At 65.6% G+C, this 25196-nt stretch carries 27 protein-coding genes; 12 read left to right on the forward strand and 15 right to left on the reverse strand.

All coding sequences use genetic code 11. The annotated features are described in order from the left end of the window. Positions 1-170: 170 nt before the first annotated feature. From ASC89_RS09415 to ASC89_RS09435, 6 genes are all read right to left on the reverse strand, one after another. The gene (locus tag ASC89_RS09415) at positions 171-2135 is read right to left on the reverse strand and encodes a DUF2207 domain-containing protein (protein ID WP_055997019.1); all 1965 of its coding nucleotides are present in this window, start codon (positions 2133-2135) and stop codon (positions 171-173) included. Positions 2136-2247: 112 nt separating this feature from the next. Further along, complete coding sequence (locus ASC89_RS09420; RefSeq protein ID WP_082528474.1) at positions 2248-2796, reverse strand: LemA family protein; 549 nt, start codon at positions 2794-2796, stop codon at positions 2248-2250. 230 nt (positions 2797-3026) lie between these two features. Continuing rightward, positions 3027-3221, reverse strand: coding sequence for a hypothetical protein (locus tag ASC89_RS09425; RefSeq protein WP_055997022.1), 195 nt, complete (start codon positions 3219-3221; stop codon positions 3027-3029). Between the two features lie 30 nt (positions 3222-3251). After that, positions 3252-3401 (reverse strand): hypothetical protein, encoded by a 150-nt coding sequence (locus ASC89_RS28790; RefSeq protein WP_156384559.1) that lies wholly within the window; start codon positions 3399-3401, stop codon positions 3252-3254. Between the two features lie 56 nt (positions 3402-3457). Further along, positions 3458-3994: a molybdenum cofactor biosynthesis protein B gene (moaB, locus tag ASC89_RS09430; RefSeq protein WP_055885075.1), complete on the reverse strand. Its 537-nt coding sequence runs from the start codon at positions 3992-3994 to the stop codon at positions 3458-3460. A 5-nt stretch (positions 3995-3999) separates the two neighbouring features. Further along, entirely contained in the window at positions 4000-5391 is a 1392-nt protein-coding gene (locus tag ASC89_RS09435; protein WP_055885078.1) for an MFS transporter, read from the reverse strand. A 239-nt stretch (positions 5392-5630) separates the two neighbouring features. Between ASC89_RS09435 and ASC89_RS09440 the strand changes: the two genes are divergently transcribed. The 3 genes from ASC89_RS09440 to ASC89_RS09450 all read left to right on the forward strand — a co-directional run bounded on the left by ASC89_RS09440 (position 5631) and on the right by ASC89_RS09450 (position 7216). Then, complete coding sequence (locus tag ASC89_RS09440; protein WP_055885080.1) at positions 5631-6119, forward strand: GNAT family N-acetyltransferase; 489 nt, start codon at positions 5631-5633, stop codon at positions 6117-6119. Between the two features lie 120 nt (positions 6120-6239). Then, positions 6240-6821 (forward strand): DUF4440 domain-containing protein, encoded by a 582-nt coding sequence (locus tag ASC89_RS09445; RefSeq protein ID WP_244488429.1) that lies wholly within the window; start codon positions 6240-6242, stop codon positions 6819-6821. Further along, entirely contained in the window at positions 6821-7216 is a 396-nt protein-coding gene (locus ASC89_RS09450) for a hypothetical protein (RefSeq protein WP_055997025.1), read from the forward strand. Before ASC89_RS09445 ends, ASC89_RS09450 begins: the two co-directional genes overlap by 1 nt. 49 nt (positions 7217-7265) lie before the next feature. Here ASC89_RS09450 and ASC89_RS09455 read toward each other — a convergent pair whose 3' ends face one another. Both ASC89_RS09455 and ASC89_RS09460 read right to left on the reverse strand, forming a co-directional pair. Next, a complete protein-coding gene (locus ASC89_RS09455; protein WP_055997027.1) occupies positions 7266-7532 on the reverse strand; it encodes a hypothetical protein in 267 nt (88 codons plus the stop codon). A gap of 159 nt (positions 7533-7691) precedes the next feature. Next, the gene (locus ASC89_RS09460) at positions 7692-8501 is read right to left on the reverse strand and encodes a uracil-DNA glycosylase family protein (protein WP_055997030.1); all 810 of its coding nucleotides are present in this window, start codon (positions 8499-8501) and stop codon (positions 7692-7694) included. 41 nt (positions 8502-8542) lie between these two features. Between ASC89_RS09460 and ASC89_RS09465 the strand changes: the two genes are divergently transcribed. From ASC89_RS09465 to ASC89_RS09475, 3 genes are all read left to right on the forward strand, one after another. After that, entirely contained in the window at positions 8543-10207 is a 1665-nt protein-coding gene (locus tag ASC89_RS09465; RefSeq protein WP_055997033.1) for an electron transfer flavoprotein-ubiquinone oxidoreductase, read from the forward strand. A gap of 168 nt (positions 10208-10375) precedes the next feature. After that, positions 10376-12115: a tetratricopeptide repeat protein gene (locus tag ASC89_RS09470; RefSeq protein WP_055997036.1), complete on the forward strand. Its 1740-nt coding sequence runs from the start codon at positions 10376-10378 to the stop codon at positions 12113-12115. Between the two features lies 1 nt (position 12116). Beyond that, entirely contained in the window at positions 12117-12992 is an 876-nt protein-coding gene (locus ASC89_RS09475) for a 4-(cytidine 5'-diphospho)-2-C-methyl-D-erythritol kinase (protein WP_055885098.1), read from the forward strand. Positions 12993-13044: 52 nt separating this feature from the next. On the opposite strand, the gene ASC89_RS09480 is transcribed toward ASC89_RS09475, so the two are convergent. Both ASC89_RS09480 and ASC89_RS09485 read right to left on the reverse strand, forming a co-directional pair. After that, a complete protein-coding gene (locus ASC89_RS09480) occupies positions 13045-13710 on the reverse strand; it encodes an outer membrane protein (protein ID WP_055997039.1) in 666 nt (221 codons plus the stop codon). A 146-nt stretch (positions 13711-13856) separates the two neighbouring features. Continuing rightward, positions 13857-14876: a polyprenyl synthetase family protein gene (locus tag ASC89_RS09485; protein WP_082528430.1), complete on the reverse strand. Its 1020-nt coding sequence runs from the start codon at positions 14874-14876 to the stop codon at positions 13857-13859. 70 nt (positions 14877-14946) lie between these two features. Between ASC89_RS09485 and ASC89_RS09490 the strand changes: the two genes are divergently transcribed. From ASC89_RS09490 to ASC89_RS09510, 5 genes are all read left to right on the forward strand, one after another. Next, on the forward strand, positions 14947-15729 hold the full coding sequence (locus ASC89_RS09490; protein ID WP_082533268.1) for a tRNA1(Val) (adenine(37)-N6)-methyltransferase: 783 nt from the start codon (positions 14947-14949) through the stop codon (positions 15727-15729). A gap of 48 nt (positions 15730-15777) precedes the next feature. Then, positions 15778-16602: a S49 family peptidase gene (locus ASC89_RS09495; RefSeq protein ID WP_055997045.1), complete on the forward strand. Its 825-nt coding sequence runs from the start codon at positions 15778-15780 to the stop codon at positions 16600-16602. Positions 16603-16605: 3 nt separating this feature from the next. Next, positions 16606-16824 carry a hypothetical protein gene (locus ASC89_RS09500; protein ID WP_055997047.1) on the forward strand — a complete coding sequence of 73 codons (219 nt, stop codon included), beginning with the start codon at positions 16606-16608 and terminating at the stop codon, positions 16822-16824. Between the two features lie 61 nt (positions 16825-16885). Next, entirely contained in the window at positions 16886-18079 is a 1194-nt protein-coding gene (locus tag ASC89_RS09505) for a low temperature requirement protein A (protein WP_055997050.1), read from the forward strand. Between the two features lie 70 nt (positions 18080-18149). Further along, positions 18150-19076, forward strand: coding sequence for a glycine--tRNA ligase subunit alpha (locus ASC89_RS09510; protein WP_055885117.1), 927 nt, complete (start codon positions 18150-18152; stop codon positions 19074-19076). 237 nt (positions 19077-19313) lie between these two features. Here ASC89_RS09510 and ASC89_RS09515 read toward each other — a convergent pair whose 3' ends face one another. The 5 genes from ASC89_RS09515 to ispH form a co-directional block, all read right to left on the reverse strand. After that, entirely contained in the window at positions 19314-20090 is a 777-nt protein-coding gene (locus tag ASC89_RS09515) for a hypothetical protein (RefSeq protein ID WP_055997054.1), read from the reverse strand. Positions 20091-20201: 111 nt separating this feature from the next. Continuing rightward, the gene (locus ASC89_RS09520) at positions 20202-20528 is read right to left on the reverse strand and encodes a hypothetical protein (RefSeq protein WP_055997057.1); all 327 of its coding nucleotides are present in this window, start codon (positions 20526-20528) and stop codon (positions 20202-20204) included. 138 nt (positions 20529-20666) lie between these two features. Next, positions 20667-21140 carry a ribonuclease HI gene (gene rnhA / locus ASC89_RS09525; RefSeq protein ID WP_055885123.1) on the reverse strand — a complete coding sequence of 158 codons (474 nt, stop codon included), beginning with the start codon at positions 21138-21140 and terminating at the stop codon, positions 20667-20669. Further along, positions 21137-21661 carry a GNAT family N-acetyltransferase gene (locus ASC89_RS09530; protein ID WP_055997060.1) on the reverse strand — a complete coding sequence of 175 codons (525 nt, stop codon included), beginning with the start codon at positions 21659-21661 and terminating at the stop codon, positions 21137-21139. The genes rnhA and ASC89_RS09530 overlap by 4 nt, the downstream gene beginning before the upstream one ends. Continuing rightward, positions 21658-22620, reverse strand: coding sequence for a 4-hydroxy-3-methylbut-2-enyl diphosphate reductase (gene ispH, locus ASC89_RS09535; RefSeq protein ID WP_055997063.1), 963 nt, complete (start codon positions 22618-22620; stop codon positions 21658-21660). Before ispH ends, ASC89_RS09530 begins: the two co-directional genes overlap by 4 nt. A 170-nt stretch (positions 22621-22790) precedes the next feature. Here ispH and ASC89_RS09540 point away from each other — a divergent pair, with 170 nt between their 5' ends. Next, the gene (locus ASC89_RS09540; protein WP_055997065.1) at positions 22791-25031 is read left to right on the forward strand and encodes a putative PEP-binding protein; all 2241 of its coding nucleotides are present in this window, start codon (positions 22791-22793) and stop codon (positions 25029-25031) included. Positions 25032-25196 lie beyond the last annotated feature (165 nt).

Below are 25196 nucleotides of genomic sequence, written 5' to 3' on the forward strand. Positions count from 1 at the left end.
GGTGCGGGAAGAGCACCCCCACCCCTGTCCCCTCCCCGCAAGGGGGAGGGAGACCAAAACACCGACGTCAGTGTGAGCGTCTCCCTCCCCCTTGCGGGGAGGGGACAGGGGTGGGGGTATCTTTGGAACTCGATGTTCAACCAACCCGCCGGCTCGCCGCGGCTCGGGCGCTACCACCCACCCCCGCCACCACCGCCTCCGCCACCCCCGGAGCCGCCACCTCCGCCACCGCCGCCGCTGGAAAAGCCCGAGCCCGACGATGAGCTCGGCTGCGCAGCGACCATGGCAGCGCTCATGCCTGATGCCACCGACGACACCGAGTTGGCAAAGCCCCCCGAGCTGTTCGACCAGTTGCGACCGGTATAGAAGCCCGGCGCGTAGCTGCTGCCCTCTGCGTCGGCGACGGCGTTGCGGGCGAGTTCCGCTTCAAAGTGCTCGGACCACGGTTTTTCGACACCCAGCGCAATGGCGTAGGGCAGGATGCGCTCGAAGCGCTCCACGGTCATCGGCGGCTCGTTGGTCATGTTCAGCCGGTTCTTTTCGGCGGTGTTCATGTACATCTTGAAGCCGTCGAGCTGGTCCATGACCTGACGGCCCTGCACCGTCGGCGCCCGCATCAGCACGGCGAACAGCACATTGACGAAGATGATCGATGCGGCGCCGATCAGCGCCGCATCGGGACGGAACTCGCCGATCCGGAAGTCACCGAGAAAGCTCGCACCGGCGCCGATCAGGTTGCCGCCGAAGATCACCGCCCACACTGCGAAGATGATCTTGGACAGGATCGGGCTGCGCCACAGCCCCCTGAGCACACCGCCCAGAATGCCGAGGAACAGCGCGCCGGCACCGGCGAAGACCAGCGTGATCGGGTCGATCAGGTCGAACACCACCATGCCGAGGAGGATCAATAGCGAAAACCCGACCCCCACCAGGATGTAGCCGGTATTGTTCCTGAAATAGACCAGCCGGTTCTCGGTCTCGATGGCCGAGACGAACTGGCCGCGCGTCTCGTTCAGCTTGGGGCCGGTGGTGGTGTTGACCGTCACCTTGCCCTGCGACTTGAAGTAGTCGAACAGCAGCCGCTCGGCTGCCCCGAGATCGTCCGGCGGCGCCTTGCCGGTTACCGTCACACTCAAAGTCTTGCCCGGATTGTCGATCTTCACCAGCCCCTTGACCCCGAGGTCGAAGATCGAGGCGGTAAAGGCGGTCCAGCCGCTCTTTTCCCAACCCATGCCGTCGACATATTCGGCGAGCCCCGGCGAGAACCCCTTGGGGGGATGAAACAGCGGGATGATCGTGCCTTTCTTCGGGTCGCGGCCAACCGCGCTCCAGGCGAGGAGGTTGTAAAGCAGCACCAGGCCGACCGCGATGCCGGGCACCACGATGTCGCGATGGTCGCTCAGCCAGTAGAGCAGCCGGTCTAGTCCCTGCGGCTCGGCGAGAATGCCCTTTTGAAACGACGCCGCCACGCTGACGCCTTCGCCCGAGCTCAGCGGCCGGTTCACCCGGAAGATCGCCGTGTTGTCGGACGTGCGGGTGATGGTGACGGCCTGCTCCATCGAGCCGGGCGCACCGGTATAGCCGACCAGTCGGTCGATCACGGCGCCCTTGGGCAGGGTGATCGAGGCGACGGCCTGGTCGATCGGAAAATTCCAGTAGTTGCCGGTGGCGTTCCAGAACAGCTCGTCGTGGTCGGCAAAGCTGCGACCCATCCGCGTCATGCTGTAGTGGATGGTGTACTTGTGCCGGCCATAGCTCAGCAGCACGTCGGCATCGCCGATACGGATGCGCTTGAAGCCGGCGCCGATATTGTCGAGCGAATAGGGTTCCGCCCGGCCGTCGCGGAGCACAGTCTTCACCGTGAGGTCGGAGCGGAGCCGCGAGTTGTCCGGATTGATCAGGATCAGCGGGATGTCGCGATAGATGCCGCGGCGGATCTCATAGCCCTCGGCATTGACCTCGATGGTCTCGATGACGTCGACCGAGCCATCGGTGTTGAGGGTGACGGCGGATGAGAACGAGGTGATGGCTTCGCGGGCAGCCGCGGGGAGGGCGAAGAGCAGGGTGAGGAGTGCCAGCAGAATTGCTGCAATTGCGGTGGCTAGCTGCCCCCCACCCCTGTCCCCTCCCCGCAAGGGGGAGGGAGACCAGAACACTGGCGTCGCAGTATGCGTCTCCCTCCCCCTTGCGGGGAGGGGACAGGGGTGGGGGTCCACAGCCACCGGGTTCTCCACCTGACGCTCGACGTCAGAACTTCACCGAAGGCACAGCCCGGTCGGCTTCGTTCTCCAGCTCGAAATACTCGGCCTTCTCGAACTTGAAGGCGTTGGCGACGACGTTGGAGGGGAAGCTCTCGACCGCGGTGTTCAGGTTGCGCACCGAGCCATTGTAGTAGCGGCGCGCCAGCTGGATTTCGTCTTCGACGTTCTGCAGCGCGCTCTGGAACTCGAGGAAGGTGGTGTTGGCCTTGAGGTCCGGGTAGGCCTCGGCAATGGCGAGGAGCTTGCCCAGCGCACCCGACAGCGCGCCTTCCAGCGCACTGCGCTCGGCCGGACCGGCATTGGCCCCGGCGGTGGCGGCGGCGCGGGCCTGGGTAACGGCCTCGAGCGTTTCGCGCTCGTGGCCCATATAGCCCTTCACCGTCTCCATCAGGTTAGGGATCAAGTCGGTGCGGCGCTTCAGCTGCACGTCGATGCCCGACCAGCCTTCTTCCTTGAGCTGACGCTTAGACACCAGATCGTTGTAGACGAAGATCGCGTAGCCGATGGCGACGACGACGATCGCCAGAATGATCAACCCAGTCATGGAGCCCTCCGCATGTGATGCTCAAACGCGCTCTCAGGTTCGAAAACGCGGCAAACCAAAGACCCTCAAGTGCCGCAAAGTGGCACCGGACCGTGGGCATCGCAATTGAATTGCGCCGGCTGAATGGGAAATGAACGTGTTTTTGGAAGGGCTTCGCGGCGCGGCCTGAATCTCAAGATGAACTTGAAGCCGGCAAATTCATCAAGTGAACTGGATTCAGGTTACTCGACTTCGCCATCCTGCTTCTCGGCTTCCAACACCGGATCAGCCTTGTGCTTGTTCTTGCGCTTGTAGGCCTTGGGATCCGCCTCGACCTTGGGCTGGAACAGCCCCTCGCGCAACGACTTGGCGGCGGCGTTGCGCGGCGCGGTCTGCTTGCGCGTCAGGGCGACGGTGATTTTCTGGTCCTTGGCCATAGCTGAGATTAGCGCCGCGGGGCCGGCTTGTCAGTGCCGCTTGAAGTACTGCACTTCGCGCTCGTGTTTTTCGGCGGCCTCGCGACTGTCGAAGGTGCCGAGGTTGCGGCGCTTGCCGGTCTTGGGATCGGTCTTTTTGGAATAGAGCCGGTACTCGCCGGACCTGAGTTTGCGGATCATCGGATGTCTCCTTTGGCGGGAGAACGTCGATGTTCGACAGCCGTTCCTGAAGCGCGTCAGCGCTCGGCGAGGCGCGGCATCAGTTCGACGAAGTTGCAGGGCTTGTGCCGGTTGTCGAGCTGGGCCCGCAGGATTCCCTCCCACGCGTCGCGGCAGGCGCCGCGCGAACCGGGGAGGACGAAGACGAAGGTCTCGCCGATCAGCCCGCCGGTGGCGCGCGACTGCAAAGTGGACGTGCCCACCGTGGTCGAGGAATACTGGTGGAACAGCACCGAAAACCCATCCATCCGCTTCTGGAACAGCGGCTCCAGCGCCTCCGGTGTCACGTCGCGGCCCGAAAAGCCGGTGCCGCCGGTGGTGATGATCGCGTCGACGCCATCGTTCACCACCCACTCCATCACCTTGGCGCGGATCTGGTGGATGTCGTCGCGCACTACGGCGCGCTCGAAGCAACTGTGCCCGTCGGCTTCCATCAGCGATTTCAGCAGGGCGCCCGCGGTATCGGTCTCCAGCGTCCGGGTGTCGGACACCGCGAGCACGGCGATCGACAGCGGTATGAACGGCTTGCTCTGGTCGAGCTCCGATTTGAACATGTGGGCTACTCCGGCTTCGGCTTGTCCGACTTGTCGGTATCACCGGGCGCATCGTTTTTCACGTGCCGTTCGACGATCACCGTCGGCTCGATCGGATCGGGCACCAGCAGTTCGGTTTCCTCGGGCTGGGGGGCCGCCGCCGGCGTGGCCGGGCGGGGCGTCGGCTTTTCCTCGCCGCGCGGATCGAGCGTCACGGTGCCGGGCGATACGCCCTTCTCGGCGCTCATGGCGCGGAAACGGACGCGGCCCGAGGCGTCGCGCACCGGGCGGATCTTCATGCGCAGGAACGCCGTAACCGCAAGCGCTCCATGGAAGGTGGCGGTGACGATGAACAGGCCGACCGGCGCGATGGCGTTCATCACCCAGCTGGCGATGATCGGCCCGATGGCGAGCCCGATGCCGAGGATCAGCAGCATGCCGCCGGCGACGCGGCCGAACTCGCCTTCCTTGGCGAAGTCGTTCGCATGCGCCACGGCGATGGCATAAAGCGGGTAGGCGCCGAAGCCGTAGAGCCCGAACAGGATGAACATCAGCACGCCGCTGCTCGGGTTCAGCAGCACGGTGACGAGGCCGATCACTGCCGCAAAACCGCTGAGCCCGACGATCACCAGCCGGCGGTCGATCTTGTCGGAGAGCCGCCCGAACGGCGTCTGCGCCACGGCGCCCACCACTGCGGTGACGGCGAACAGGTAGGCGATGGTCGAGGCATCGAGTTTCTGCTCGAAGCCGTAGACCGGCGCCAGCGTGCCGAAGGTGCCGTTGGCCATGCCGCAGGCAAAGGCCGCGATCACCGCCAGCGGCGAGGTCTTGTAGAGCAGCACCACATCGAGCCGCGCCGACGAGATCGGCCGCGGCTGCGGCGTCGAGGTCAGGGCGCTCGGCAAAAGCGCACAGATGAAGGCAATGGCGCCGACCACGAACGGGATATGGCCGAAAGTGCCGGTCACCGCCATGGCCAGCTGACCGACGGTCGAAGCGGCCATGTTGATGGTGGTATAGACCGAAAAGATCGTGCCGCGGCTGCGATTGTCCGCCACCTCGTTGAGCCAGCTCTCGACGATCATCGCCGCGCCGGCGAAGCAGAAGCCGGAAAAGGCGCGCAGCACGATCCAGCCGATATCCTGAACCCAAAGCAGGTTAAGCAGGATCGTCACGGTGCCGATGGCCGCCATGATCGAGTAGGCGCGAATATGCCCCACTCGCTTGACCAGCAGCGGTACGGTGATCGAACCGGCAACGAACCCCACCGACCAGCCGGTACCGATGAGGCCGAGCGCCGTCAGCGAAAACCCTTCCTCGGCGCCGCGCACCGAGAGCAAGAGGCCCTGCAGGCCGCCTCCGAACATCAGGAGTGCCGAGCCGATGAACAGGGCATAAATCTTGAGGGCGGAGGACATGGCGCTTTCTGCGGGTTCAGGGTCCTGAGGCGCTTGCCTATCAAGTCGGACCAAATTCGGGCAGCACAATCAAGCGCCATCAATATTCTTGGCTGGATAGTCTTAAGTAGGGGTCAAGACCGGGACCGGTCCCCCCGCCTAATCGCGACGCGTTCAGCCGCCATTCACTGCTTTTCGGCGTATCGGTGTGGCCACATCACCTGGTTTAGGAAGGCCGGGGCGTAATGAGAGACGACGAGATGATAACCGCACGACTGCGGCTGGTGCCGCTCACAGCTGAACACCGGCAGGCCTTTCAGCAATCGCGCGAGGCGTTTGCGGCGCTGCTCGGCGTCACTTTGCCGGCGGCCTGGCCGGAGTTTCCCGAAGCGTTCGGTCCCGGCTTCCCCGAGGCGCCGGCGCCGTGGTCGCCGTACCTGTTTCTCCACCGCGACGGGCCGAGGCTGATCGGCAATGGTGGCTATGTCGGCGCTCCCGACGCCGACGGTGTCGTCGAGATTGGCTACGAGATCGGCCCCGAGCACCAGGGACGCGGCTATGCCACCGAGGCCGCCGGCGCGATGGTCGCCACGGCCTTCGAAGCCGGCGCCCGAGCCGTCATTGCCCACTCCCTGGCCGAGACCAACGCCTCGAACGCCGTGCTGCAGAAGCTCGGCATGCGCTTTGACGGGGCGCTCGAGCAGGAGAGGATGCAAATCTGGCGCTGGCGTATCGACCGGCAGGATTGACAGCCACCGCTGATCAATCGTGTGCAGCATATCGCTGAAATCATGTCACTGGCTTCATCGCGCCGACCGGTTGAGAAGGCGGCCCAGACGGCGGGGCGCCACAGACATGAGTTTTCTCCGATGTTCCAGTCCAAAGATAACGACCGCTCCTCGGCTTCCATGCCTGGCGCTTTCTCGAGGCGGCTCGCCATCGCAGCCGGTGTGATCGCGCCGCTTCTGCTAAAGGCGGCAAAGGCCGAAGCGCCGCACGACGCGGTGGTTGCGAGCCTTGTCGACCGATCCGAGCGCCAGGCCCAGCTGTTCAATGCCGGGCGGATGGAGGAGTGGGTCAAGCACGTCCGTCTCGGCGACGATTTCACCCTGATGCAACCCTTTGGCGGCCCGGCCAGCCACGGCTTCGACGCTTCGCCGCAGCACCTGGCCGAGCTTGCGGCCCGCTTCCAGAATGGTGACGCCAGTCTCGAGCTGGTGCAGGCCGTGGCGACCGATGATCTGGTCGTGCTCGCCTATATCGAACGCCAGGATGGCGAGGTTTCCGGCCTGCCCAAACAGGATTGGTCGCTGCGCGTCACTCAGGTGTTCCGGCGCCAGGGCGCCGACTGGCATCTGGTACATCGCCATGCCGATCCACTGGTGCGCTCGATCTCGCTCGCTACCACTGCGGCGCTTGCTGCCGGCCGCGACTTGGCGGTCGAGGGCTGATGATGCGGATCTGGCACTTCTGCTTCATCATAGCCGCCGCGGCGGCGCTGGTCGGCATGAGTCTGGGCATCTTCATGGGGGCCAACGAGGATTTCACCCTCGCCCCCGTGCATGCCCACCTCAACCTGCTCGGCTGGATTTCGATGTTCCTCTACGGCCTTTACTACCGTGGGGGGCAGCATGCGCCCGGTCGCCTGGCCCGGCTGCAGGTCGGGATTGCGGCACTGGGTTTCCCGGGCATGACGGGAGGTCTCGCGATCCTGCTCACCGGCGGCGGCTCGGTCGCCTACGCGCTGGTGATGGCCGGCTCGATCCTGACCATCAGCTCGATGCTGCTGTTCATGGCCGTGCTGCTGCGCGATGCGTATCGCACCCGCCACGCCACTGGCGCCTGACGGCGAATTGCTGACACATGGATGGCCGGTCCACGGGCCGGCTACGTCGTCAATTGACGACATCCTTGTATTTGCAGCCTTTCTTCCGGAAGTCCGACATAGCCCGTTGGGCTGAGGTATAGGCCTCCTGACGCTGCTTGTTGGTTTTGTTCTTGGAGTAGTACGCCTCCATGTTGAGGTCGTAGATCTCGTAGATCGCTTTGCGCAGGGTGGTATTGTCCGTCGTCGATCCCGTATCCGATTTCTGCTCGGAGATCGCTGGCGCCACAAAAGCGAAGCTTGCTACCGCAACGGCAAATAGTACCGTTCTGGTCATGGCGTGATGTCCTTTGCTGCTCTGGGGAACTCCCGCGTACGTCTAGCCCGTGACGGCTGCCGCGAGGCCGGGGCGAGCAATCCTTTAGAATTATCAGTGCAGTCGTCGGGAATACAGCAGTGACATTGGCGTTTCGTTCCGGCAGCGCCAGCAGCGGACCTAGCTGTCGATCGCCTGCTTCAAACTCAGCATGTCGCGCCAGGCCAGCGCCTTGCTGGCGGGGGTGCGCAGCAGATAGGCGGGGTGGAGCGTCGCCAGCGCCCGGGTCTGGTGGCTGTTGATCGTCAGGTCACACCACTGGCCGCGCATCCGAGTGATGCCGTTCTGGGTCTGGAACAGCGACTTGGTGGGCACGTTGCCGAGCGTCACCAGGAATTTTGGCGCCACCAGTTCAACCTGCCGCAGCAGGAACGGCGTGCAGAGCGCCATTTCTTCGGGCGAGGGGTCGCGGTTCCCCGGCGGGCGCCAGGGAACCATGTTGGCGATGTAGACCTTGCTGCGGTCGAGCCCGATCGCAGCCAGCATGCGGTCGAGCAACTGCCCGGCCCGACCGACGAAGGGCTTGCCCTGCAGGTCCTCCTGCTCGCCAGGGCCTTCGCCCACCAGCATGATCTCCGATTCCGGGTTGCCGTCGGCGAACACCAGTTGCGTGGCGCGCTTCTTGAGGAGGCACCCCTCATAGGCGTTCATCACGGCGCGCAATTCGTCGAGCGACTGCGCGCCCGCGGCCAGCGCCGTGGTTTCGGTCGGATCGGAGGTCAGCGAGATGGCGATCGGCGCCGCGGCCGGAGCGGCAGTCGCCGCGACCGGTGCTTCCGGCGCCGGGATCGGCCGGGCGCGGGAGGGGGCGGTGGACGCCGCAAAGCGGTCGACCGGCTCTTCACCGACGGCGAAATCGACCCCGACGGCGCGATACCAGTCGAGCGCCGCCCGGGCTTCGGCGTCATTTAGCGGTCGATTTTCGGACATGGGTTCTGGTATCACAGCCCGCTTTCTCCCGCCATCCGTGAATGGACCTGACCTTGGCCGACGCCGGCAATCGCGAGATCCTCGAGACCGATGTGCTGATCGTCGGGGCCGGTCCTGCGGGCCTCAGCGCCGCCATCCGGCTGAAGCAGGTGGCGCCGCAGCTTGCCGTCACAGTGGTGGAAAAGTCCGCCGAGCTGGGTGGGCACATCATCTCCGGCGCCGTGATGAATCCGGTGGGGCTCGATGCGCTGCTGCCGGGCTGGCGCGACATGGGAGCGCCGGTCGGCCCGGCGATGACGCGCGACACCTTCCACTTCCTCACCGCCACGGCCGATATCGCGCTGCCGCAACTGATGATCCCGCCACAGATGCAGACGCCTGGCGCGGTGATCGTCAGCCTCGGCGATCTGGTGAAGTGGCTGGGCGAGCAGGCGCAGGGGCTCGGCGTCGATATCTTCCCGATGACGGCGGCGGTGGATGTACTGACCGGCGAAGGCGGCCGGATCGAGGGCATCATCACCGGCGATCTCGGCGTCGATCATGCCGGCAACCCGAAATCCACCTACGCCGCCGGCATCGGCCTCAAGGCCAAGTACACCCTGATCGGCGAAGGGGCGCGCGGTTCGCTCGCCAAACACCTGATCGGCCATTTCGGCCTCGCCGCCCGGCATGATCCGCAGCTCTACGGGCTGGGCATCAAGGAAGTATGGGAGATCGCACCGGATCGGCATGAGGCCGGGCGGGTCGATCACTATCTCGGCTTCCCGCTCGACAACGCCACCTCAGGCGGCGGCTTCGCCTACCATGCTGCCGGCAACAAGCTCTACCTCGGTATCGCGGTGCATCTGAGCTACAGCGACCCGACGCTCTCGCCCTTCGGCGAGTTCCAGCGCTTCAAGACCCATCCGGCGATTGCCCGGCTGCTCGAAGGCGGCCGGCGCTTGAGCTACGGCGCGCGGGCGATGACCTCGGGTGGGTTGCAATCCGTCCCCGATCTGGCGTTTCCGGGTGGCGCGCTGATCGGCTGCGCCGCCGGGTTCATGAACGTGCCGGCACTGAAGGCCATCCACAATGCCATCCGCTCGGGCATGGCGACTGCCGATCGGGTCGCTGCGGCGATCGGCGAGGGCAGGGCGTACGATACGCTCGAGGGCCTGAACGAGAGCGTCCTGGCCACCGGCATCGGCGACGAGCTGAAGCGGGTCCGAAACGTCAAACCGTTCTGGTCGCGCTTCGGCACCTATCTCGGTGTGCTGCTGGGTGGCTTCGACATGTGGTGCGAGGCGCTGTTCCGCGTCTCGCCGTTCGGCACGCTGCGCCACGACAAGGCGGATTTTGCCAAGCTGCGGCCGCTCGCCGAGGTGACGCCGCGGCTCTATGCTCGGCCGGATGGCGCGACGACCTATGATCGTGCGGCCTCGGTCTATCTCGCCAATCTCAGCCACGACGAAGACCAGCCCGTGCATCTGAAGCTCGCCGATCCGGACCTGCCGGTGCGCGAGAACCTGCCGCGCTACGGCGAGCCGGCGCCGCTTTATTGCCCGGCGGGGGTCTACGAGCTGGCCGAGGAGGGTGGGGCGCCGGTGTTCCGCATCCACGCCGCCAACTGCGTCCACTGCAAGACCTGCGACATCAAGGATCCCGCCCAGAACATCACCTGGGTACCGCCCGAGGGCGGCTCGGGGCCGAATTACTCGGGCATGTGAGGACAGTCTCATAGGCTGGCGCGGGCCACAGCCACCGGCGTTCCGGGCATCCAACTGACCTTGGAATCCTCACTTCATTGTGCCTGCCTCTTGCGGCGCAGTCGCAAAATCGCCCATGTTTCTTGGGCTAGTCAGCCGCTTCCTGCCTTCTCGGAGATATCGAGCCTCGTGACCCACAAAGCCCGTCTCGCTTCCGGCGTCCTTCTCGCCGTCGCGCTCACCATCGGCGGCGCCGCGGCGCTCGAATCGAGTGCGGCCTTCCCGCTGATGGATCAGAGTGTGACCGGCAGCTATCTGGCCGGCCGGCAGGCGCTTTCCGACCTCAGGACCGAAGACGCCGCGCGCTATTTCCGCGCTGCCGCGGAAGGCGACTGGGACAATCCGATCATCGTCGAGCGGAGCTTCATCGCCTATGCTGCGAACGGGCAGGTGTCGGATGCCTCGCGCGTCGCCAAGCACCTGCTCGAGCTCAGTGCTCCCAACGACCTTGCGAGCCTCGTCATCGGCACCGAGGCGATGAAGCAGCGTCGGTACGCCGCGGCGGCCAAGGAACTCGAGAATGTCGGTGGCGACACTTTCGCCGGCATCACCGGCGGGCTGCTGCGCGCCTGGGCGCTGCTCGGCGACGGCAAAAAGACTGAAGCCAACAACGTGCTCGACGAGATCGGGCAGGGCGGGCTCGAGGACTTTCTGGTCTTCCACCGGGCGCTGATGGCCGATGTCGAGGGGGACAACAAGGCGGCGCTGGAGTTCGCCGCCAAGGCCTATGAAGCCGACCCGTTCGTCGCGCGCATCGTCGAGGCCTATTCGCGCATGCTGGGCAATGCCGGCCGCTTCGATGAAGCCGAGAAGGTGATCGCCAAGTTCGAGTCCGAAGGGCTGGATCATCCGCTGATCGCTGCCGTAAAGGCCAAGATCGATAACAAGCAGCGGCCGGGCGTGTTCGCCGCCGATGTGCAGGCGGGCGCCGCCGAGATGTTCCACTCGGTGGGCGTGGCGCTGGCGCGTGAGGGGAGCCCGGATGTGTCCGCGGTGTTCCTGCAGCTGGGCATGTATCTCGACCCCAAGTCCGACGTCATCGACCTGGTCTATGGCCAGTTGCTGGACGGCGCCGGCCAGCACGATGCGGCCAACGCCATCTACGACAAGCTGCCGGCGGATTCGCCGATGAAGCCGATGGCAGTGGTGCGCGTCGCCGAGAACCTCAGCGCCACTGGCAACCGCGACGAAGCGCTGCGCCGGCTGGGCAATATCGTCGCGACGAACCCCAATGATCTCGAGGCCCTGTCGGTGCTCGGCGACATGCAGCGCGCCGCGCAGAAATATGCCGAGGCCGCCGACACCTATACCAAGGCGCTTGATGTCGCCGGCGGCGATGCCCCGGGCGATTGGCGCTTCTACTACGTGCGCGGCATAGCCTTCGAGCGCGCCAAGCAGTGGGACAAGGCCGAGGTCGATTTCAAGCGCGCGCTCGAGCTGAACCCCGACCAGCCGCAGGTGTTGAACTATCTCGGCTATAGCTGGGTCGATCAGGGGGTGAACCTGATGCCGGCGCTCGACATGATCGAGAAGGCCGTCGCCGCCGCGCCGAACGATGGCTACATCATCGATAGCCTGGGCTGGGCCTTCTTTCGCCTCGGCCGCTTCGATGATGCGGTCAAGCAACTCGAAATGGCGGTGCAGCTGCGCTCGACCGACCCCGAAATCAACGACCATCTCGGCGATGCCTATTGGCGCGCCGGCCGCAAGCTCGAAGCGAAGTTCCAGTGGAACATCGCCGCTGCCGTCGACCAGGAAGGGGCGGTGAAGGAGCGGGTGGCGAAGAAACTCGCCGGCGGCCTCGATGCCGTGGCGCCAGCCCCCGATGCCGGCCCGGTAGCGGAAGGTCAGGCTGCGCCCGCCCAGTAGCATGCTGCAAGGCACTGTCTCCGAGGCGGCTCCCGCCAAGGTCAACCTGGCCTTGCATGTGACCGGCAGGCGCGCCGACGGTTACCACGAGCTCGAGAGCCTGGTGGTGTTCGTCGATGTCGCCGACGAGGTGTCGGCGCATCCGGCCAAGGCCGACCGGCTGCGCGTCACCGGCCCGTTTGCGGCGGCAGCGGGCGGTGGTGATTCCAACCTTGTGATGCGCGCCGTGAAGGCGTTCCGCACCCGCTGGCCGGGCCGCCTGCCGGATGGTCTCGATATCGCACTCACCAAGAACCTGCCGGTCGCGGCGGGGATCGGCGGCGGCTCGGCCGATGCTGCCGCGATGCTCCGCCTGCTGGCCGGCATGGCAGGCGGCGACCTCGAACTCGTCGAGCTCAGTGCGCTGGCGCTGACGCTTGGCGCGGACGTGCCCGTATGCCTCTTGTCGCAACCCTCAGAGGTGCGCGGCGTCGGCGAGATCATCCACCCGCTGCGCAGCTTTCCGGCGACCCACCTGGTGCTGGTCAATCCACTGGTGCCGGTAGTCACCGCCGATGTGTTCCGCCGGCTCGAGCAGCGCAGCAACCCGCCGATGCCCGCCTTGCCGCAGCCGCTGACCCGGCCGGCGCAGCTCGGGCTGTGGCTGGCCGAGACCCGCAACGACCTCGAGCTAGCCGCCATCGGCCTGGTGCCGGCGATCGGCGAACTGCTGCGCCAGATGCGGGTGCTCGATGGTTGCGCGCTGGCCCGCATGTCGGGCTCGGGCGGCACCGTGTTCGGCCTGTTCGGCTCGGCCGCCCAGGCGCACCAGGCCGCGCACGACATGCGGGCAAGATACCCCCAGTTCTGGGTGGCCGCGGCGCCGGTGATCAGCTGAAACGACAACGGCCCCCGAAGGGGCCGCTGCGAAACTTGCTGATCGGAACGGATCAGAAGTGGAAGTTCACGCCGGCCTTTACGGTGTGGGTCGTGAAACCCGTATCCACCGGCAAGGCGCCAAGGAAGTAGTCATAGGTCACGGCGCCGTAGTCAGCGTAGTTGTATTCGAGCTTGGCGGAGACGTTCTCGCTGACCATTGCTTCGGCGCCAACGCCAACAGTCCAGCCAACATGAGTCTCAGTGACATCGTCGATCAGGAACACCTCGCCGGTGCTATTGGCAACGGCCACGCCAGCCGTGGCGTAAAGCAAGACCGCGTCCCACGCATAGCCGAGGCGGCCACGCAGCGAGGCAGTCCAATTGATGGTGCGATTGGCCGGGATGCTCAGATCTTCACCGTAGATGCTGGCCAGTGCCACGTCGCCCTCAATACCGAAGACGACGTTGTCCATCTGCCAGTTGTAACCGCCCTGAACACCGACCGAGAAGCCGTCGAGGTCATACGAGCCGTCCGGCGGCCCGCCACCAGCGATCTCCCAATTGACAGTGCCGGCGCTCCAGCCAATGTTGCCGCCGACATAAGCGCCGGTCCAGTCACCAAGCGCTGCAATCTCCGCCACCGGGGCATCTTCAACAATCAGGTCTGCTGCGTTCGCGACGCCTGCCGCGCTCAACAGTAATACGCTTGAGAATACAATCTTCGTCTTGGTCCACATAGTCGTCTCCCCATTCCGATGTCCCCTGATACGAGGGCGGAATAGCGGAGTCTAATCACATGTGGCGGGACTCAGTGCAAAACGGGGCGAGATGTTGCACGGCGGCCACAATGTTGGCCGCGGTGCCGCAGTGCTGGCGATAAGTACTAGTACGCGCGGGCGACGGTGAACTCGGCGATGTCGCCGAGCAGGGCCTTCATCTCGCCGGGCGGCAGCGGCTTGAGCGCTTCGCGGGCGCGGTGGGCGTGGGTAAACGCCTGCTCGATGGTGCGGCCCAGTGTGTCGTAGCGCTCGAAGATCGCCACCACCTGCTTGAGCTGTGCTTCGCCGGCATCGACAGAGCCCAGCGTCTTGGCGATGATCTCGCGCTCGGCCGGTGTCGCCTGCTGCAGGGCGAGGATCACCGGCAGGGTCATCTTGCCCTCGCGCAGGTCATCGCCGGTATTCTTGCCGAGCGTGCCGGCCTCGCCGCGATAGTCGAGCACGTCGTCGACCAGCTGGAAGGCGAAACCGAGCTCGCGGCCGTAGCGGTGGAGCGCCTCGCGGCCCACGGCGTCGGCGCCACCGGCCATGGCGCCCACTTCGGTCGCCGCTTCAAACAGCTTGGCGGTCTTGGCGCCGATCACTTCGTCATAGTCGGCGGCGCTGGCGCTGAGATCGCGGGTCTTGGCGAGCTGCAGCACTTCGCCCTCGGCGATGATGGTCGCGGCCTCGGCGATCACCTTGAGCGCGGCGATGTTGCCGGTATCGACCATCATCATGAAGGCCTGCCCGAGCAGGAAATCGCCGACCAGGACGCTTGCCTGGTTGCCCCACTTCATGCGTGCGGCGGCGCGACCGCGGCGCATGTCGCTCTCATCGACCACGTCATCGTGGAGCAGCGTGGCATTGTGCATGAACTCGACCGCGGCGGCGAAGTTGACCTCGCTGCCATTGGCCTTGCCGAACAGCATGGCCGCCGCGATCGTCAGCATCGGCCTCAGGCGCTTGCCGCCGGAATCGATCAGGTAACGCGCCACCTCGGGCACCAGCTCGACATGCGAACTGGCCCTTTCGAGGATCATCGCATTGACCCGATCCATGCCCGGCCGGGTCGCGTCGAGCAGCCGGTCGAGCGCGCCGGCGCTGGTCATCGCCTCGTTTGCCGCTGCAGCCGATAGAGCCATGAAATCCCCGGTTTGAGCTACGCATCCGGCACCCTATAGTCGGGCGCCTGCGAACTGTCGCGATGGTGCGATGTCCCTAGACGAAGCCACTGATCTTGTAAAACAACAAACGCTGACGCGCGACGCCTTTTTGGGTGGCCGCCTCACCGTGTCGCAGCCGGAAAAAGGGTTTCGAGCCGGGTTGGACTCGGTGCTGCTCGGGGCCGCTATACGTGCCAATGCGCATAGCCTGCTCGACCTTGGGGCCGGGGCTGGTACTGCGTCACTGGTGGCTATGGCCGACCTGCCGCAGCTCCACGCGACGCTGCTGGAAGCCGATCCGGGGATGGCCGCGCTGGCCGGCCTCAATGCTCACGGCAACGGCATGGCCGAGCGCGCCAGGGTGCTGACGCTCGACCTGACGGCGCCCGGCCGGCTGCGGGCCGCTGCGGGGCTTACCGCCGACCATTTCAGCACCGTCATCGCCAACCCGCCCTTCTTCGATCCAGCGCGAGGCTCCGCGCCGACCCGCGCCCGGGCTGGCGCGCGGCACATGGATGATGCTGCGCTCGACAAATGGGTGAAGACCGCGGCGACCCACGCCGCGCCGGGTGGCGAGGTAATCTTCATCCACGTCGCCGAGGCGCTGCCGCTGCTTTTGGCGGCGTTCACCCAGCGCTTCGGCGCCGTCGCTGTGTTGCCCCTGCTGCCGCGCGAGGGCGAGGCGGCCAGCCGGGTGCTGATCCGTGGCATCAAGGGCTCGCGCGCCCCGTTCGCCTTGCTGGCGGCGCGGGCGATGCACGAAGCCGAGGGGCGCGGCTTCCGGCCGGAGTTCGACGCCATCTTCCGCGGCACCGCGCGCCTCATCTGGTAATCCCGGCGCGGGGCACATACATGTGCCCGGTCAAAAGCGAGGCGTCACATGGGTTTGCGGTCCTGGATCAAGCGCAAGATGGGGCAGACCGGTCCGGTCGTCCCGGTGGTGCGCCTGCATGGCGTGATCGCTGCGGACCAGCGCCCGGGTCGGCTGAACATTGAGACGGTGGCGCCGCTGCTGAAGCGCGCCTTCGCCGTGAAATCCGCCCCTGCGGTTGCCATCATCATCAACTCACCGGGTGGCTCGGCTGTGCAGTCGCGGCTGATCTCCAAGCGCATCCGCGACCTCGCCGACGAGCACCACAAGCCCGTGCTGGTGTTCGTCGAGGACGCGGCGGCATCAGGCGGTTATTTCATTGCCACTGCCGGTGACGAGATCATCGCCGACCCCTCCTCGATCGTCGGCTCGATCGGAGTGATCTTCGCCAGCTTCGGTTTCGTCGAAACCCTGAAGAAGGTGGGCGTCGACCGCCGCGTTCACACCGCCGGCCGCAACAAGTCGACGCTCGATCCGTTCCTGCCCGAGAAACCGGAGGACGTGGAGCGGATCAAGCAGATGGAAAGCGAGATCCACCAGGTCTTCATCGACTGGGTGAAGCAGCGCCGCGGCGAGCGCCTGAAGGCCTCGGACGATCAGCTGTTCACCGGTGAGTTCTGGAGCGGCGTGAAGGGGCTCGAGCTCGGCCTGGTCGATGGCCTCGGCGACCTGCACGAGGTGCTGCAGAGCCGCTTCGGCGACAAGGTCGAGCTGTTGCCGATTGCGCCCAAGCGCGGACTGCTGACGCTGCCGCGAGTGGGTCTTGCGGCGCTGACCGGCGACATCGCCGCCAGCATCGAGGATCGCTCTGTCTGGGCCCGGCTGGGGCTCTAAGCGATGACCGGCACGTTGCTCCGCATCCTGATCTTTGGCGCGATCATCCTGTTGATCCTGTGGGGGATCAGGAAGATCTGGCGGGATTGGACCGGCCAGTTCAAGCAGCTCGATAAGGAGCGCCACGAGCGCGACCTGCGCGAACGCCAGCAACCTGATGTCATCACTTTGAAGCGCGACAAGGACGGCAAGTTCCGGCCGCCCGAGGACGACGGCCGCTAGATTACCGACGACAAGCCCACTGCCGGCCGCTAGCCTTCTCGCGGATTTTGGAGTCGCGAGCATGGTCGGCACATTACTGCGCAGTCGGCGCTCGGAGCATCATGCGCAGGTGACCTCGGTCGAGCTGTTCTTCGACCTCGTCTTTGTCATCGCCGTCACCCAGATTTCCCACGCGCTGGTCGAGCACCTGACCTGGCTTGGTGCGCTCGAAGCCGCGCTCCTGCTGCTAGCGATCTGGTGGGCGTGGATCGACACCGCCTGGATCACCAACTGGCTCGATCCTGAAAAGCCGTTGGTCCGGCTGATGCTCTTCGTGCTGATGGGCATTGGGCTGGTGATGTCGAGCTCGCTGCCTGAGGCGTTCGGCGATCGGGGCCTCGCCTTCGCCATCGCCTTCGCCGTCTTCCAGCTCGGCCGCACCGCTTTCATGCTCTGGGCGGTGCGAGCCCGGCCGACGCTCTATCGCAACTTCATCCGCATCATCATCTGGTACGCCGCCTCCGCCGCGCTGTGGGTAGTCGGTGGACTCGCTGGCGGCGAAGCCCGGCTCATCTGCTGGCTGATCGCCGTGGCACTCGACAGCGTCTCGCCGGCGCTCGGTTTCTGGGTTCCAGGCCTCGGGCGCGCCGATACCCGGGATTGGGACGTCGATGGCGGCCACATGGCGGAGCGCAGCGGGCTGTTCGTGATGATCGCGCTCGGCGAGTCGGTCCTCGTCACCGGCGTTGGCTTCACCCAGCTCGCCTGGACGCCGGACGTCGTACTGGCCATGACCGTGTCGCTGCTGCAGTCGATTGCCATGTGGTGGATCTTCTTCGGCCAGCATGCGGAAGCCGCGAGTGCGGCTATCTCCAACTCGTCCGATCCCGGCCGCGTGGCGCGGCAGGCCTACACCTATGTGCCCATCCTCCTGGTTGCCGGTATCGTCGTCTCGGCCGTCGGCGACGAAATCGTGCTGGCGCACCCGATGGGGCACCTGGAGGCGGCGACCATCCTGGTGCTCATCGGCGGGCCGGCCTTGTTCCTTTTGGGCGCGGCATTGTTCAAACTCGCGGTGTTCGGGCACTGGTCGCTGCCGCGCTTCGGTGGCTTGCTGGCGGTCCTCGCGCTCTACCCGTTCGCCATCGGGCTGTCGCCGCTGCTGCTCTCCTCGCTGACCACTGGTATTGTCGTGCTGGTCGCGGTGTGGGAGGCGGTGGAGCTGGCGCGCCATCCCGAGCGCTATCCCGTGACGACGCGACATCACCCCGAATGAACTGCGGAATTGACCCACTGCGCTGGCCCAACTAGGTTCCGCCCGCCATTCGCACCCCGGAATATAGCCGATGCCCGACGCTTTGCCCGCCCACATGGACCCCAGGAACTCGTTCCAGGGTCTGATCCTGACGCTGCAGCGCTTCTGGGCGGAGCAGGGTTGCGTGATCCTGCAGCCATACGACATGCAGATGGGCGCCGGCACGTTCCACACCGCGACGACACTCAGGGCGCTGGGGCCGAAGCCGTGGAAGGCCGCCTATGTGCAGCCCTCGCGCCGCCCCAAGGATGGACGCTACGGTGAAAACCCCAACCGGCTGCAGCACTACTATCAGTTCCAGGTGATCCTGAAGCCGTCGCCGGACAATATCCAGGAGCTCTATCTGCAGTCGCTGGCCGAGATCGGTCTCGATTCCAGCCTGCACGATATCCGCTTCGTCGAAGACGATTGGGAGAGCCCGACGCTGGGCGCCTGGGGCCTCGGCTGGGAATGCTGGTGCGACGGCATGGAAGTCAGCCAGTTCACCTATTTCCAGCAGGTCGCCGGCTTCGAGACCAAGCCCGTGCCGGGCGAGATCACCTACGGCCTCGAGCGCCTCGCCATGTATGTGCAGGGTGTCGAGAACGTCTACGACCTCAACTTCAATGGCCGCGAAGGCGAGGACAAGGTCACCTACGGCGATATCTTCCTGCAGAACGAGCAGGAGTTCTCGAAATACAATTTCGAGGCCGCCGATACCGAGATGCTGTTCCGGCACTTCAGGGATGCCGAGGAAGAGTGCCGTGCCATCCTGAAGAAGGGCGCCGACGGCAATCGCCAGACCATGGCGGTCCCCGCCTATGAGCAGGTCATCAAGGCTAGCCACAACTTCAACCTGCTGGACGCGCGCGGCGTGATCTCGGTGCAGGAGCGCCAGAGCTACATCCTGCGCATCCGCGAGCTGGCCAAGGAATGCGGCGCCGCCTGGCTGCAGACGGCGGGCGGCGGGGCGGAGTAACGCCACGAACTGTCCGGTCCCGGCGCTTTGGTGATGTCTGATCAGCTGGGGGCACCGAGCTTTCCTCACCCCCAGTGTCACCCCGGCGAAGGCCGGGAGACACCGTGGTTGGGGGAAGGGCAGGGCCCACTCGGATAACAGCCAGACGTGTCTGATCCGCTTTCGAGGTGAAAGTCTGCGATCTGCCTGCGCGAGGACAGGCGCTTTCCCAAGAATGCGTTAGGCCCGTCGTCTGCCTCAGGCCTGTGCCGTCGCCGACGGGATCGCGCGGCCTTCGATATAGTGGCCGTAAAGCGTGGTCAGGATGCTGACGCCGACGATCATTTTCACCCAGCCAGTGGCCAGCGTCCACAGTACGGCGAGGAAGCCGCCGATCGGGCCGGCCATGGCGAAGATGAAGGCCGGGATGTCGATGACCAGCGCCGCAACCGCCGAGAGCACCGCCAGGACGATGATCGGTACGTTGGCGCTGTTGGTTGCCTCCCAGGCCTGCCGCAGGGTGATTGGTTTGCCGATGGCGATCGAGGGCAGGATCGGCGCAAGCCGGTAGCCGATGATCAGCACCGCCGCGAGAGCGAGCAGGCCGGTGAGGAAAACGCCGACCACGTTCAGCAGCGGGATCGCGATGATCCCCACCACGGCCGAGACGATGAACGACAGCACGAAGCCGATCAGGCCGATCAGCAGCGAATAGCCGCCATAGGACAGCAGCCGGCTGCTGTTGAACTCCGGAAACTGCCCGGCAGGCATCTCGTCGAGCAGCACGTAGCGGTGCCAGGCCACCGCCACCCAGACGAACGCCACGATGGCGAGGATGGCTGTGATGAGGCCCAGGAAACCGCCGCTGCCCAGCGCTGCCATGGCCTGCTCGGGTTGCACCGGCGTCGGAAACAGCAGGGCAAAGACCAGCGCCGGGACAGCGTAGATCAGGTAGAGCAGCCCAGTGATCTTCAAGGCATTGCGCCAATCGCCCAGCACCAGGCGGACGGAATGTACAAACAGACTAACGCCCATGAAATGCCCCAATATCTCAATGTTGAATGCCGACCCAGGCGTGAGGCTAGCGCAACAGCAAGAGTCGCGGAAGCTGCGCTCGCGAATAGCTGGGGACTGAGGTTGGCGACGCTACTGGCAGCTCACTTCAAGCCCATCGGCGCCGGTGAAGCGGAACGTGGTCTTGCCGGCGTCGTCGGTGCCGAACACACCGATAAGCTGCATGTCCTTGAGTGGGCCGGAGAGCGGGTTCACGTCGGTCCCGGCGGAGGCAACCTGGCCGCTCGCGCTGTTGCCATCGACATTCTTGAACGAATAGTCGCCTGCCACGAACAGCGTGAGTTCACCGAGGTTGGCGCCATTCTCGCTGACGCACTCATACACGCCCGGCGGTGGAAACTGCGCCAGGGCAGGGGTGGCGAGGAGCAGAAGGGCGGCGGCGGCAAGGAGCGGGCGCATGGCGCGGATTATCGGCGCGGCGGGCGGTGGAGGCAAGGGCGTAGCCTCGGTGATCTCACGGGCGAACGGCACGACCGCGACCCGGTGGTGGGGCCAGAGTCGGCCCCACCACCGTTTGGTGCAGCTCGATGGTGAAACCTAGACCGGCGGCATCAGGCCTTCGGGCTTGCGACGCTTGCCCTTGAACGGCTCCATGCCTTCGTTGGCGAGCTGGTCGGCGCGTTCGTTCATTTCGTCGCCGTTATGGCCTTTGACCCAGTGCCAGTTGATCTTGTGGCGCTGCGTAGCGGCGTCGAGGGCCTGCCACAGTTCGACATTCTTGACCGGCTTCTTGTCTGCGGTGCGCCAGCCGTTCTTCTTCCAGCCGTGGATCCACTTGGTCAGCCCGTCCTTGACGTAGTTGCTGTCGGTGTGGAGCTCGATCTCGCACGGGCGTTTCAGCGCCGTCAGCGCCTCGATGGCAGCGGTCAGTTCCATCTGGTTGTTGGTGGTGAGCGGCGCGCCGCCCTTCAGTTCCTTGACCGTATCGCCGTATTGCAGCACGGCGCCCCAGCCCCCCGGGCCGGGATTGCCCGAGCACGCGCCGTCAGTGTGGATGATGACCGAGTTCATGCGGCCGGCCGGTCGTAGCGATAGAACTCGACATCGGGGTGGTCGTAGCTGTCGCCCGTGTGGGTGTAGACGCCGCCGAGCTTGCGCAGCACCTTCAGCGAGGCCTCGTTGCGCGCGTCCGCCATGCCGAGGAAATGGTCGCGGTCGGTCTCGCGCCAATACCAATCCCTGAGCCCGCTCGCCGCCTCGAGGACGTAGCCATTGCCCCAGAACTCCGGATAGAGCGAGTAGCCGATCTCCGGGATTTCCTCGACCCCGTAGACGCCGAAGCCGCAACGCCCCACCAGCACCCCGTCAGCTTTTCGCGTCACCCTGAGCTTCCCCATCTTCTGTCGCTCGAACAGGGCGATCCAGTGGGCGAGCGCCTGGTCCATCTCCTCGGTCGTCCAGGGCCGGCCATGTCCGGTGAGATAACGCGCCACGGTCGGATCGCCATGCAGGCGGTAGAGATCGTCGATCTGGTCGGTGCGCCAGCCGGAGAGCACCAGCCGGTCGGTTTCGAGAAGCGTCAGGTCGGTCATGCTGCAGGCTGGGCTCGGAGTTCGCGGGGGAGGTTGAAGACGATGCGCTCGCGCTGTTCGCCACTGGCGCTGACCGCGATATCGAAGCGCTGCGCAAAGGCCTCGATCACCTCGTCGACCAGGGTCTCGGGCGCCGAGGCGCCGGCGGTGATGCCGAGCGTCTTGATCCCTGCGAAGCGGCTCCAGTCGATCTTGTCGGCGCGCTCGACCAGCGAGGCATTGGCGCAGCCGACCCGCTGCGCCACTTCGACCAGCCGGACCGAGTTGGACGATTCGGGCGCACCCACCACGATCATCGCGTCGACATGCGGCGCCACCTGCTTCACTGCTTCCTGGCGGTTAGTGGTGGCGTAGCAGATGTCTTCCTTGTGCGGCAGCGCGATCGCCGGGAAGCGGCGGCGCAGCACGTCGACGATCGCCGAGGTGTCATCGACGCTGAGCGTCGTCTGCGTCACATAGGCGAGCTTTTCCGGATCGCGCGGCACAAAGGTTTCGGCTTCCTCGACCGTCTGGATCAGGGTGATGGCGCCATCGACCAGCTGGCCCATGGTGCCGATCACTTCGACATGCCCGGCATGGCCGATCAGCACGATCTCGCGGCCCTCATTGTGATGCCGGTTGGCCTCGATATGGACCTTCGACACCAGTGGGCACGTCGCATCGAGGAAAAACATGTTGCGCGCCTTGGCGCCGGCGGGAACCGACTTCGGCACGCCATGCGCCGAAAACACCACCGGAGCGCCGGTATCGGGGATCTCGTCGAGCTCTTCGACGAACACCGCGCCCTTCTGCTTCAGCCCGTCGACCACGTATTTGTTGTGCACGATCGCATGGCGCACATAGACCGGCGCGCCATAGCGCTCCAGCGCCAGCTCGACGATCTGAATGGCGCGATCGACGCCGGCGCAGAATCCGCGCGGCGCACATAGCGTAATGTCCAAGTGCGGCCTTGTTTGCATAGGAGAGCAGATGCGTTCAATGACCGGGCAAGTCAAGCTGTGAGCGCCGCGACCAAAGCGTGCGGCACGCGATCCCAAGCGGGGTCTGAAGTGTGCAGTTGCGGTGCAACGGCCTGAACGGCAATATGTTTCGCTAAAGTTGGTCGGAAGGTGTCCAGGTGACCCTCGCAATGGAAATGTTCGCAATCGCGCCCGCCACGGGCAAGGCGAACCTTTCCGCCATCCAGGATGGGTTGTTGGTCGGCAAGGCGCTGTGGCTGAGCCGCGCCGCCAATGCCGGGCTACCCGTCGCCCCAACCATTGTGATCAGCCGCGCCGCCTGGAATGCGCTCCAGGAAGAGCGCAAGGCGCATGATGACCGGCTGCGGGTCCACTGGGTGGCGACGCTGTTCCGGCTGGTTGGTCGCAACGGGCGCCCGCCGGCCCTGGTGGTGCGCACCTCGAGCGCCGCGCATAGCGCCGGGCTGATGCCGGCCCGGCCCGGGCTGAGCCCCCCTGCCAACGAGGCTGAGTCGGTCGATCCGGCTCGGCCGCTGGCGCGGGCGATCTCCGACGCGTTTGCCTCCTACGCCAGCTTCGATCCGCGGCCGGAGCGCCAGATTGTCATCATCCAGGCGATGGCCGATGGCGATGTCCGGCAGTTCCTGACCCGCGACGCCCAGACTGGCGCGCTCGGTCCGGCGCCGGTGAACGGCACGCCATTCGGCCCGCTGCCGGCTTCGGCCACCGCCTTCGTCGATCTGCTCGATGCGGCGGCCGGCCAGCATCTGAGCTGTCTCGTCTCCGTCGAGGGTGACACCATCCGTCTGCTCTCGGCCCGCGCCGCGCCGGCTTCGGCGGCCGCCGAACTGGAGGCCGCCGTTGATCGCGTGGCGCGCGGACGCTGGACGCAGCGCGAGGCGGTGACCCATATCGATCCGGCCCGCCTGCAGCAGATGCTGCACCCGCGGCTGCGCTCGCCGGAAAGCGCCACCGTGCTCGCCAATGGCCTCGGCGTCTCGCCGGGCGCGGCCAGCGGCGTCATCGTCTTCAACTCCGAAGACGCGGCGCGCATGAAGGCGCGGGGGCGTCACTGCATCCTCGTCGTCACCGAAACCGGCCCCACCGACATCGAGGGGATGAAGGCGGCAACCGGCATCCTGACGGCGCGTGGTGGCATGACCAGCCATGCCGGCGTCGTGGCTCGCATCACCGGCAAACCCTGTGTCGCCGGGGTGCGGACGCTCAGCGTCAACCTCGCCGAGCTGACCTGCCGGATCGGCTCGCGGGAGTTCCGGCAGGGCGATCGCATCACCATCGATGGCACCGACGGCTCGGTCTATCTCGGTGCGCTGCCGCTGGCCCAGCCGCATATCGGCGGCGCCATGGGCAAGCTCCTCGGCTGGTCGGACGCCTCGCGCCGGATCAAGGTGCGGGCCAACGCCGAGACGGTCGAGGCGGTGAACACCGCGCTGAGTTTTGGGGCAGAGGGTATCGGGCTGGCCCGTTCCGAGCACATGTTCTTCTCGCGCGAGCGCCTCGTGGCGCTGCGCCGGCTGATCCTCTCGGAGGATGCCGACGATCGCGCCAAGGCGCTGACCGGGCTCGTCGACTTCCAGACCGAGGACTATTCGGCGATCTTCATGGCGATGAAGGGCCGGCCGGTGACGGTGCGGCTGTTCGATCCGCCGCTGCACGAGTTCCTGCCGCGCACCGACGAGGACATCGACGAGACGGCTCAGTCGCTAGGTCTCGAGGTCCGGGCGCTGAAGCTGCGGCTCGACCGCATCGCCGAGATCAATCCGATGCTGGGCCATCGCGGCGTGCGGCTCGCCATCACCTATCCCGAGATCCTAAAGATGCAGATCGAGGCGCTGTGCGCCGGGGTGCGGGCGGCGTCCGCGAGGCAATCGGAACCGGTGACGCTCGAAGTGATGGTGCCGTTCGTCTCGACGGTCTCAGAGGTGGTGGAGGTCAAGCGCCAGACCTATGCCATCGTCGAGCAGGCTGGCCTGCCGCCGGCAGCGCGGGAACGCTTCGCTTTCGGCACGATGATCGAGCTGCCGCGCGCCGCGCTGCGGGCCGGGGATATCGCCGAACATGTCGACTTCTTCTCGTTCGGCACCAACGACCTGACCCAGACCACCTATGGCATCAGCCGCGACGATGCCCCGGCTTTCCTCTCGGCCTACCAGCGCAAGGGGCTTTACGACCTCGATCCGTTCGTGACGCTCGATCAGAAGGGCGTCGGCGAGATGATCACCATGGCGATCGATCGCGGCAAGCGGGCCAACCCGAACTTGAAGATCGGCATCTGCGGCGAGCATGCCGGCGACCCCGCCTCGCTGTGGTTCTTCTCGCGGCTGGACGTCGATTACGTCAGCTGCTCGCCCTATCGGGTGCCGGTGGCGCGACTGACTTTGGCGCAGTGACGGGCGGCATTTAAGTCAACCTGGCTGCCCCATTTCGCCTGCATATGGCCCAGCCTAGGCCATCTCAGGCCCGTCCTGACGCCAAATTTCCCCTGTTTACGGTCGGCTAACCCTAAACCCGCATTATCGCGAAAGCCGGCATTTGCGTCACAGTTTATCTAGATT

Origin of the sequence: Devosia sp. Root413D1 (assembly GCF_001425235.1) — a bacterium.
Taxonomy (GTDB): Bacteria; Pseudomonadota; Alphaproteobacteria; order Rhizobiales; family Devosiaceae; genus Devosia_A.

What these genes read in the sequence shown, in the direction of transcription:
- ASC89_RS09425 (WP_055997022.1), bottom strand. Translation starts at nt 3,221, where the DNA reads ATGGCCAAGGACCAGAAAATCACCGTCGCCCTGACGCGCAAGCAGACC.
- ASC89_RS28790 (WP_156384559.1), bottom strand. Translation starts at nt 3,401, where the DNA reads ATGATCCGCAAACTCAGGTCCGGCGAGTACCGGCTCTATTCCAAAAAG.
- moaB (WP_055885075.1), bottom strand. Translation starts at nt 3,994, where the DNA reads ATGTTCAAATCGGAGCTCGACCAGAGCAAGCCGTTCATACCGCTGTCG.
- ASC89_RS09435 (WP_055885078.1), bottom strand. Translation starts at nt 5,391, where the DNA reads ATGTCCTCCGCCCTCAAGATTTATGCCCTGTTCATCGGCTCGGCACTC.
- ASC89_RS09440 (WP_055885080.1), top strand. Translation starts at nt 5,631, where the DNA reads ATGATAACCGCACGACTGCGGCTGGTGCCGCTCACAGCTGAACACCGG.
- ASC89_RS09445 (WP_244488429.1), top strand. Translation starts at nt 6,240, where the DNA reads ATGTTCCAGTCCAAAGATAACGACCGCTCCTCGGCTTCCATGCCTGGC.
- ASC89_RS09450 (WP_055997025.1), top strand. Translation starts at nt 6,821, where the DNA reads ATGATGCGGATCTGGCACTTCTGCTTCATCATAGCCGCCGCGGCGGCG.
- ASC89_RS09455 (WP_055997027.1), bottom strand. Translation starts at nt 7,532, where the DNA reads ATGACCAGAACGGTACTATTTGCCGTTGCGGTAGCAAGCTTCGCTTTT.
- ASC89_RS09460 (WP_055997030.1), bottom strand. Translation starts at nt 8,501, where the DNA reads ATGTCCGAAAATCGACCGCTAAATGACGCCGAAGCCCGGGCGGCGCTC.
- ASC89_RS09465 (WP_055997033.1), top strand. Translation starts at nt 8,543, where the DNA reads ATGGACCTGACCTTGGCCGACGCCGGCAATCGCGAGATCCTCGAGACC.
- ASC89_RS09475 (WP_055885098.1), top strand. Translation starts at nt 12,117, where the DNA reads ATGCTGCAAGGCACTGTCTCCGAGGCGGCTCCCGCCAAGGTCAACCTG.
- ASC89_RS09480 (WP_055997039.1), bottom strand. Translation starts at nt 13,710, where the DNA reads ATGTGGACCAAGACGAAGATTGTATTCTCAAGCGTATTACTGTTGAGC.
- ASC89_RS09485 (WP_082528430.1), bottom strand. Translation starts at nt 14,876, where the DNA reads ATGGCTCTATCGGCTGCAGCGGCAAACGAGGCGATGACCAGCGCCGGC.
- ASC89_RS09490 (WP_082533268.1), top strand. Translation starts at nt 14,947, where the DNA reads ATGTCCCTAGACGAAGCCACTGATCTTGTAAAACAACAAACGCTGACG.
- ASC89_RS09495 (WP_055997045.1), top strand. Translation starts at nt 15,778, where the DNA reads ATGGGTTTGCGGTCCTGGATCAAGCGCAAGATGGGGCAGACCGGTCCG.
- ASC89_RS09500 (WP_055997047.1), top strand. Translation starts at nt 16,606, where the DNA reads ATGACCGGCACGTTGCTCCGCATCCTGATCTTTGGCGCGATCATCCTG.
- ASC89_RS09505 (WP_055997050.1), top strand. Translation starts at nt 16,886, where the DNA reads ATGGTCGGCACATTACTGCGCAGTCGGCGCTCGGAGCATCATGCGCAG.
- ASC89_RS09510 (WP_055885117.1), top strand. Translation starts at nt 18,150, where the DNA reads ATGCCCGACGCTTTGCCCGCCCACATGGACCCCAGGAACTCGTTCCAG.
- ASC89_RS09515 (WP_055997054.1), bottom strand. Translation starts at nt 20,090, where the DNA reads ATGGGCGTTAGTCTGTTTGTACATTCCGTCCGCCTGGTGCTGGGCGAT.
- ASC89_RS09520 (WP_055997057.1), bottom strand. Translation starts at nt 20,528, where the DNA reads ATGCGCCCGCTCCTTGCCGCCGCCGCCCTTCTGCTCCTCGCCACCCCT.
- rnhA (WP_055885123.1), bottom strand. Translation starts at nt 21,140, where the DNA reads ATGAACTCGGTCATCATCCACACTGACGGCGCGTGCTCGGGCAATCCC.
- ASC89_RS09530 (WP_055997060.1), bottom strand. Translation starts at nt 21,661, where the DNA reads ATGACCGACCTGACGCTTCTCGAAACCGACCGGCTGGTGCTCTCCGGC.
- ispH (WP_055997063.1), bottom strand. Translation starts at nt 22,620, where the DNA reads ATGCAAACAAGGCCGCACTTGGACATTACGCTATGTGCGCCGCGCGGA.
- ASC89_RS09540 (WP_055997065.1), top strand. Translation starts at nt 22,791, where the DNA reads ATGGAAATGTTCGCAATCGCGCCCGCCACGGGCAAGGCGAACCTTTCC.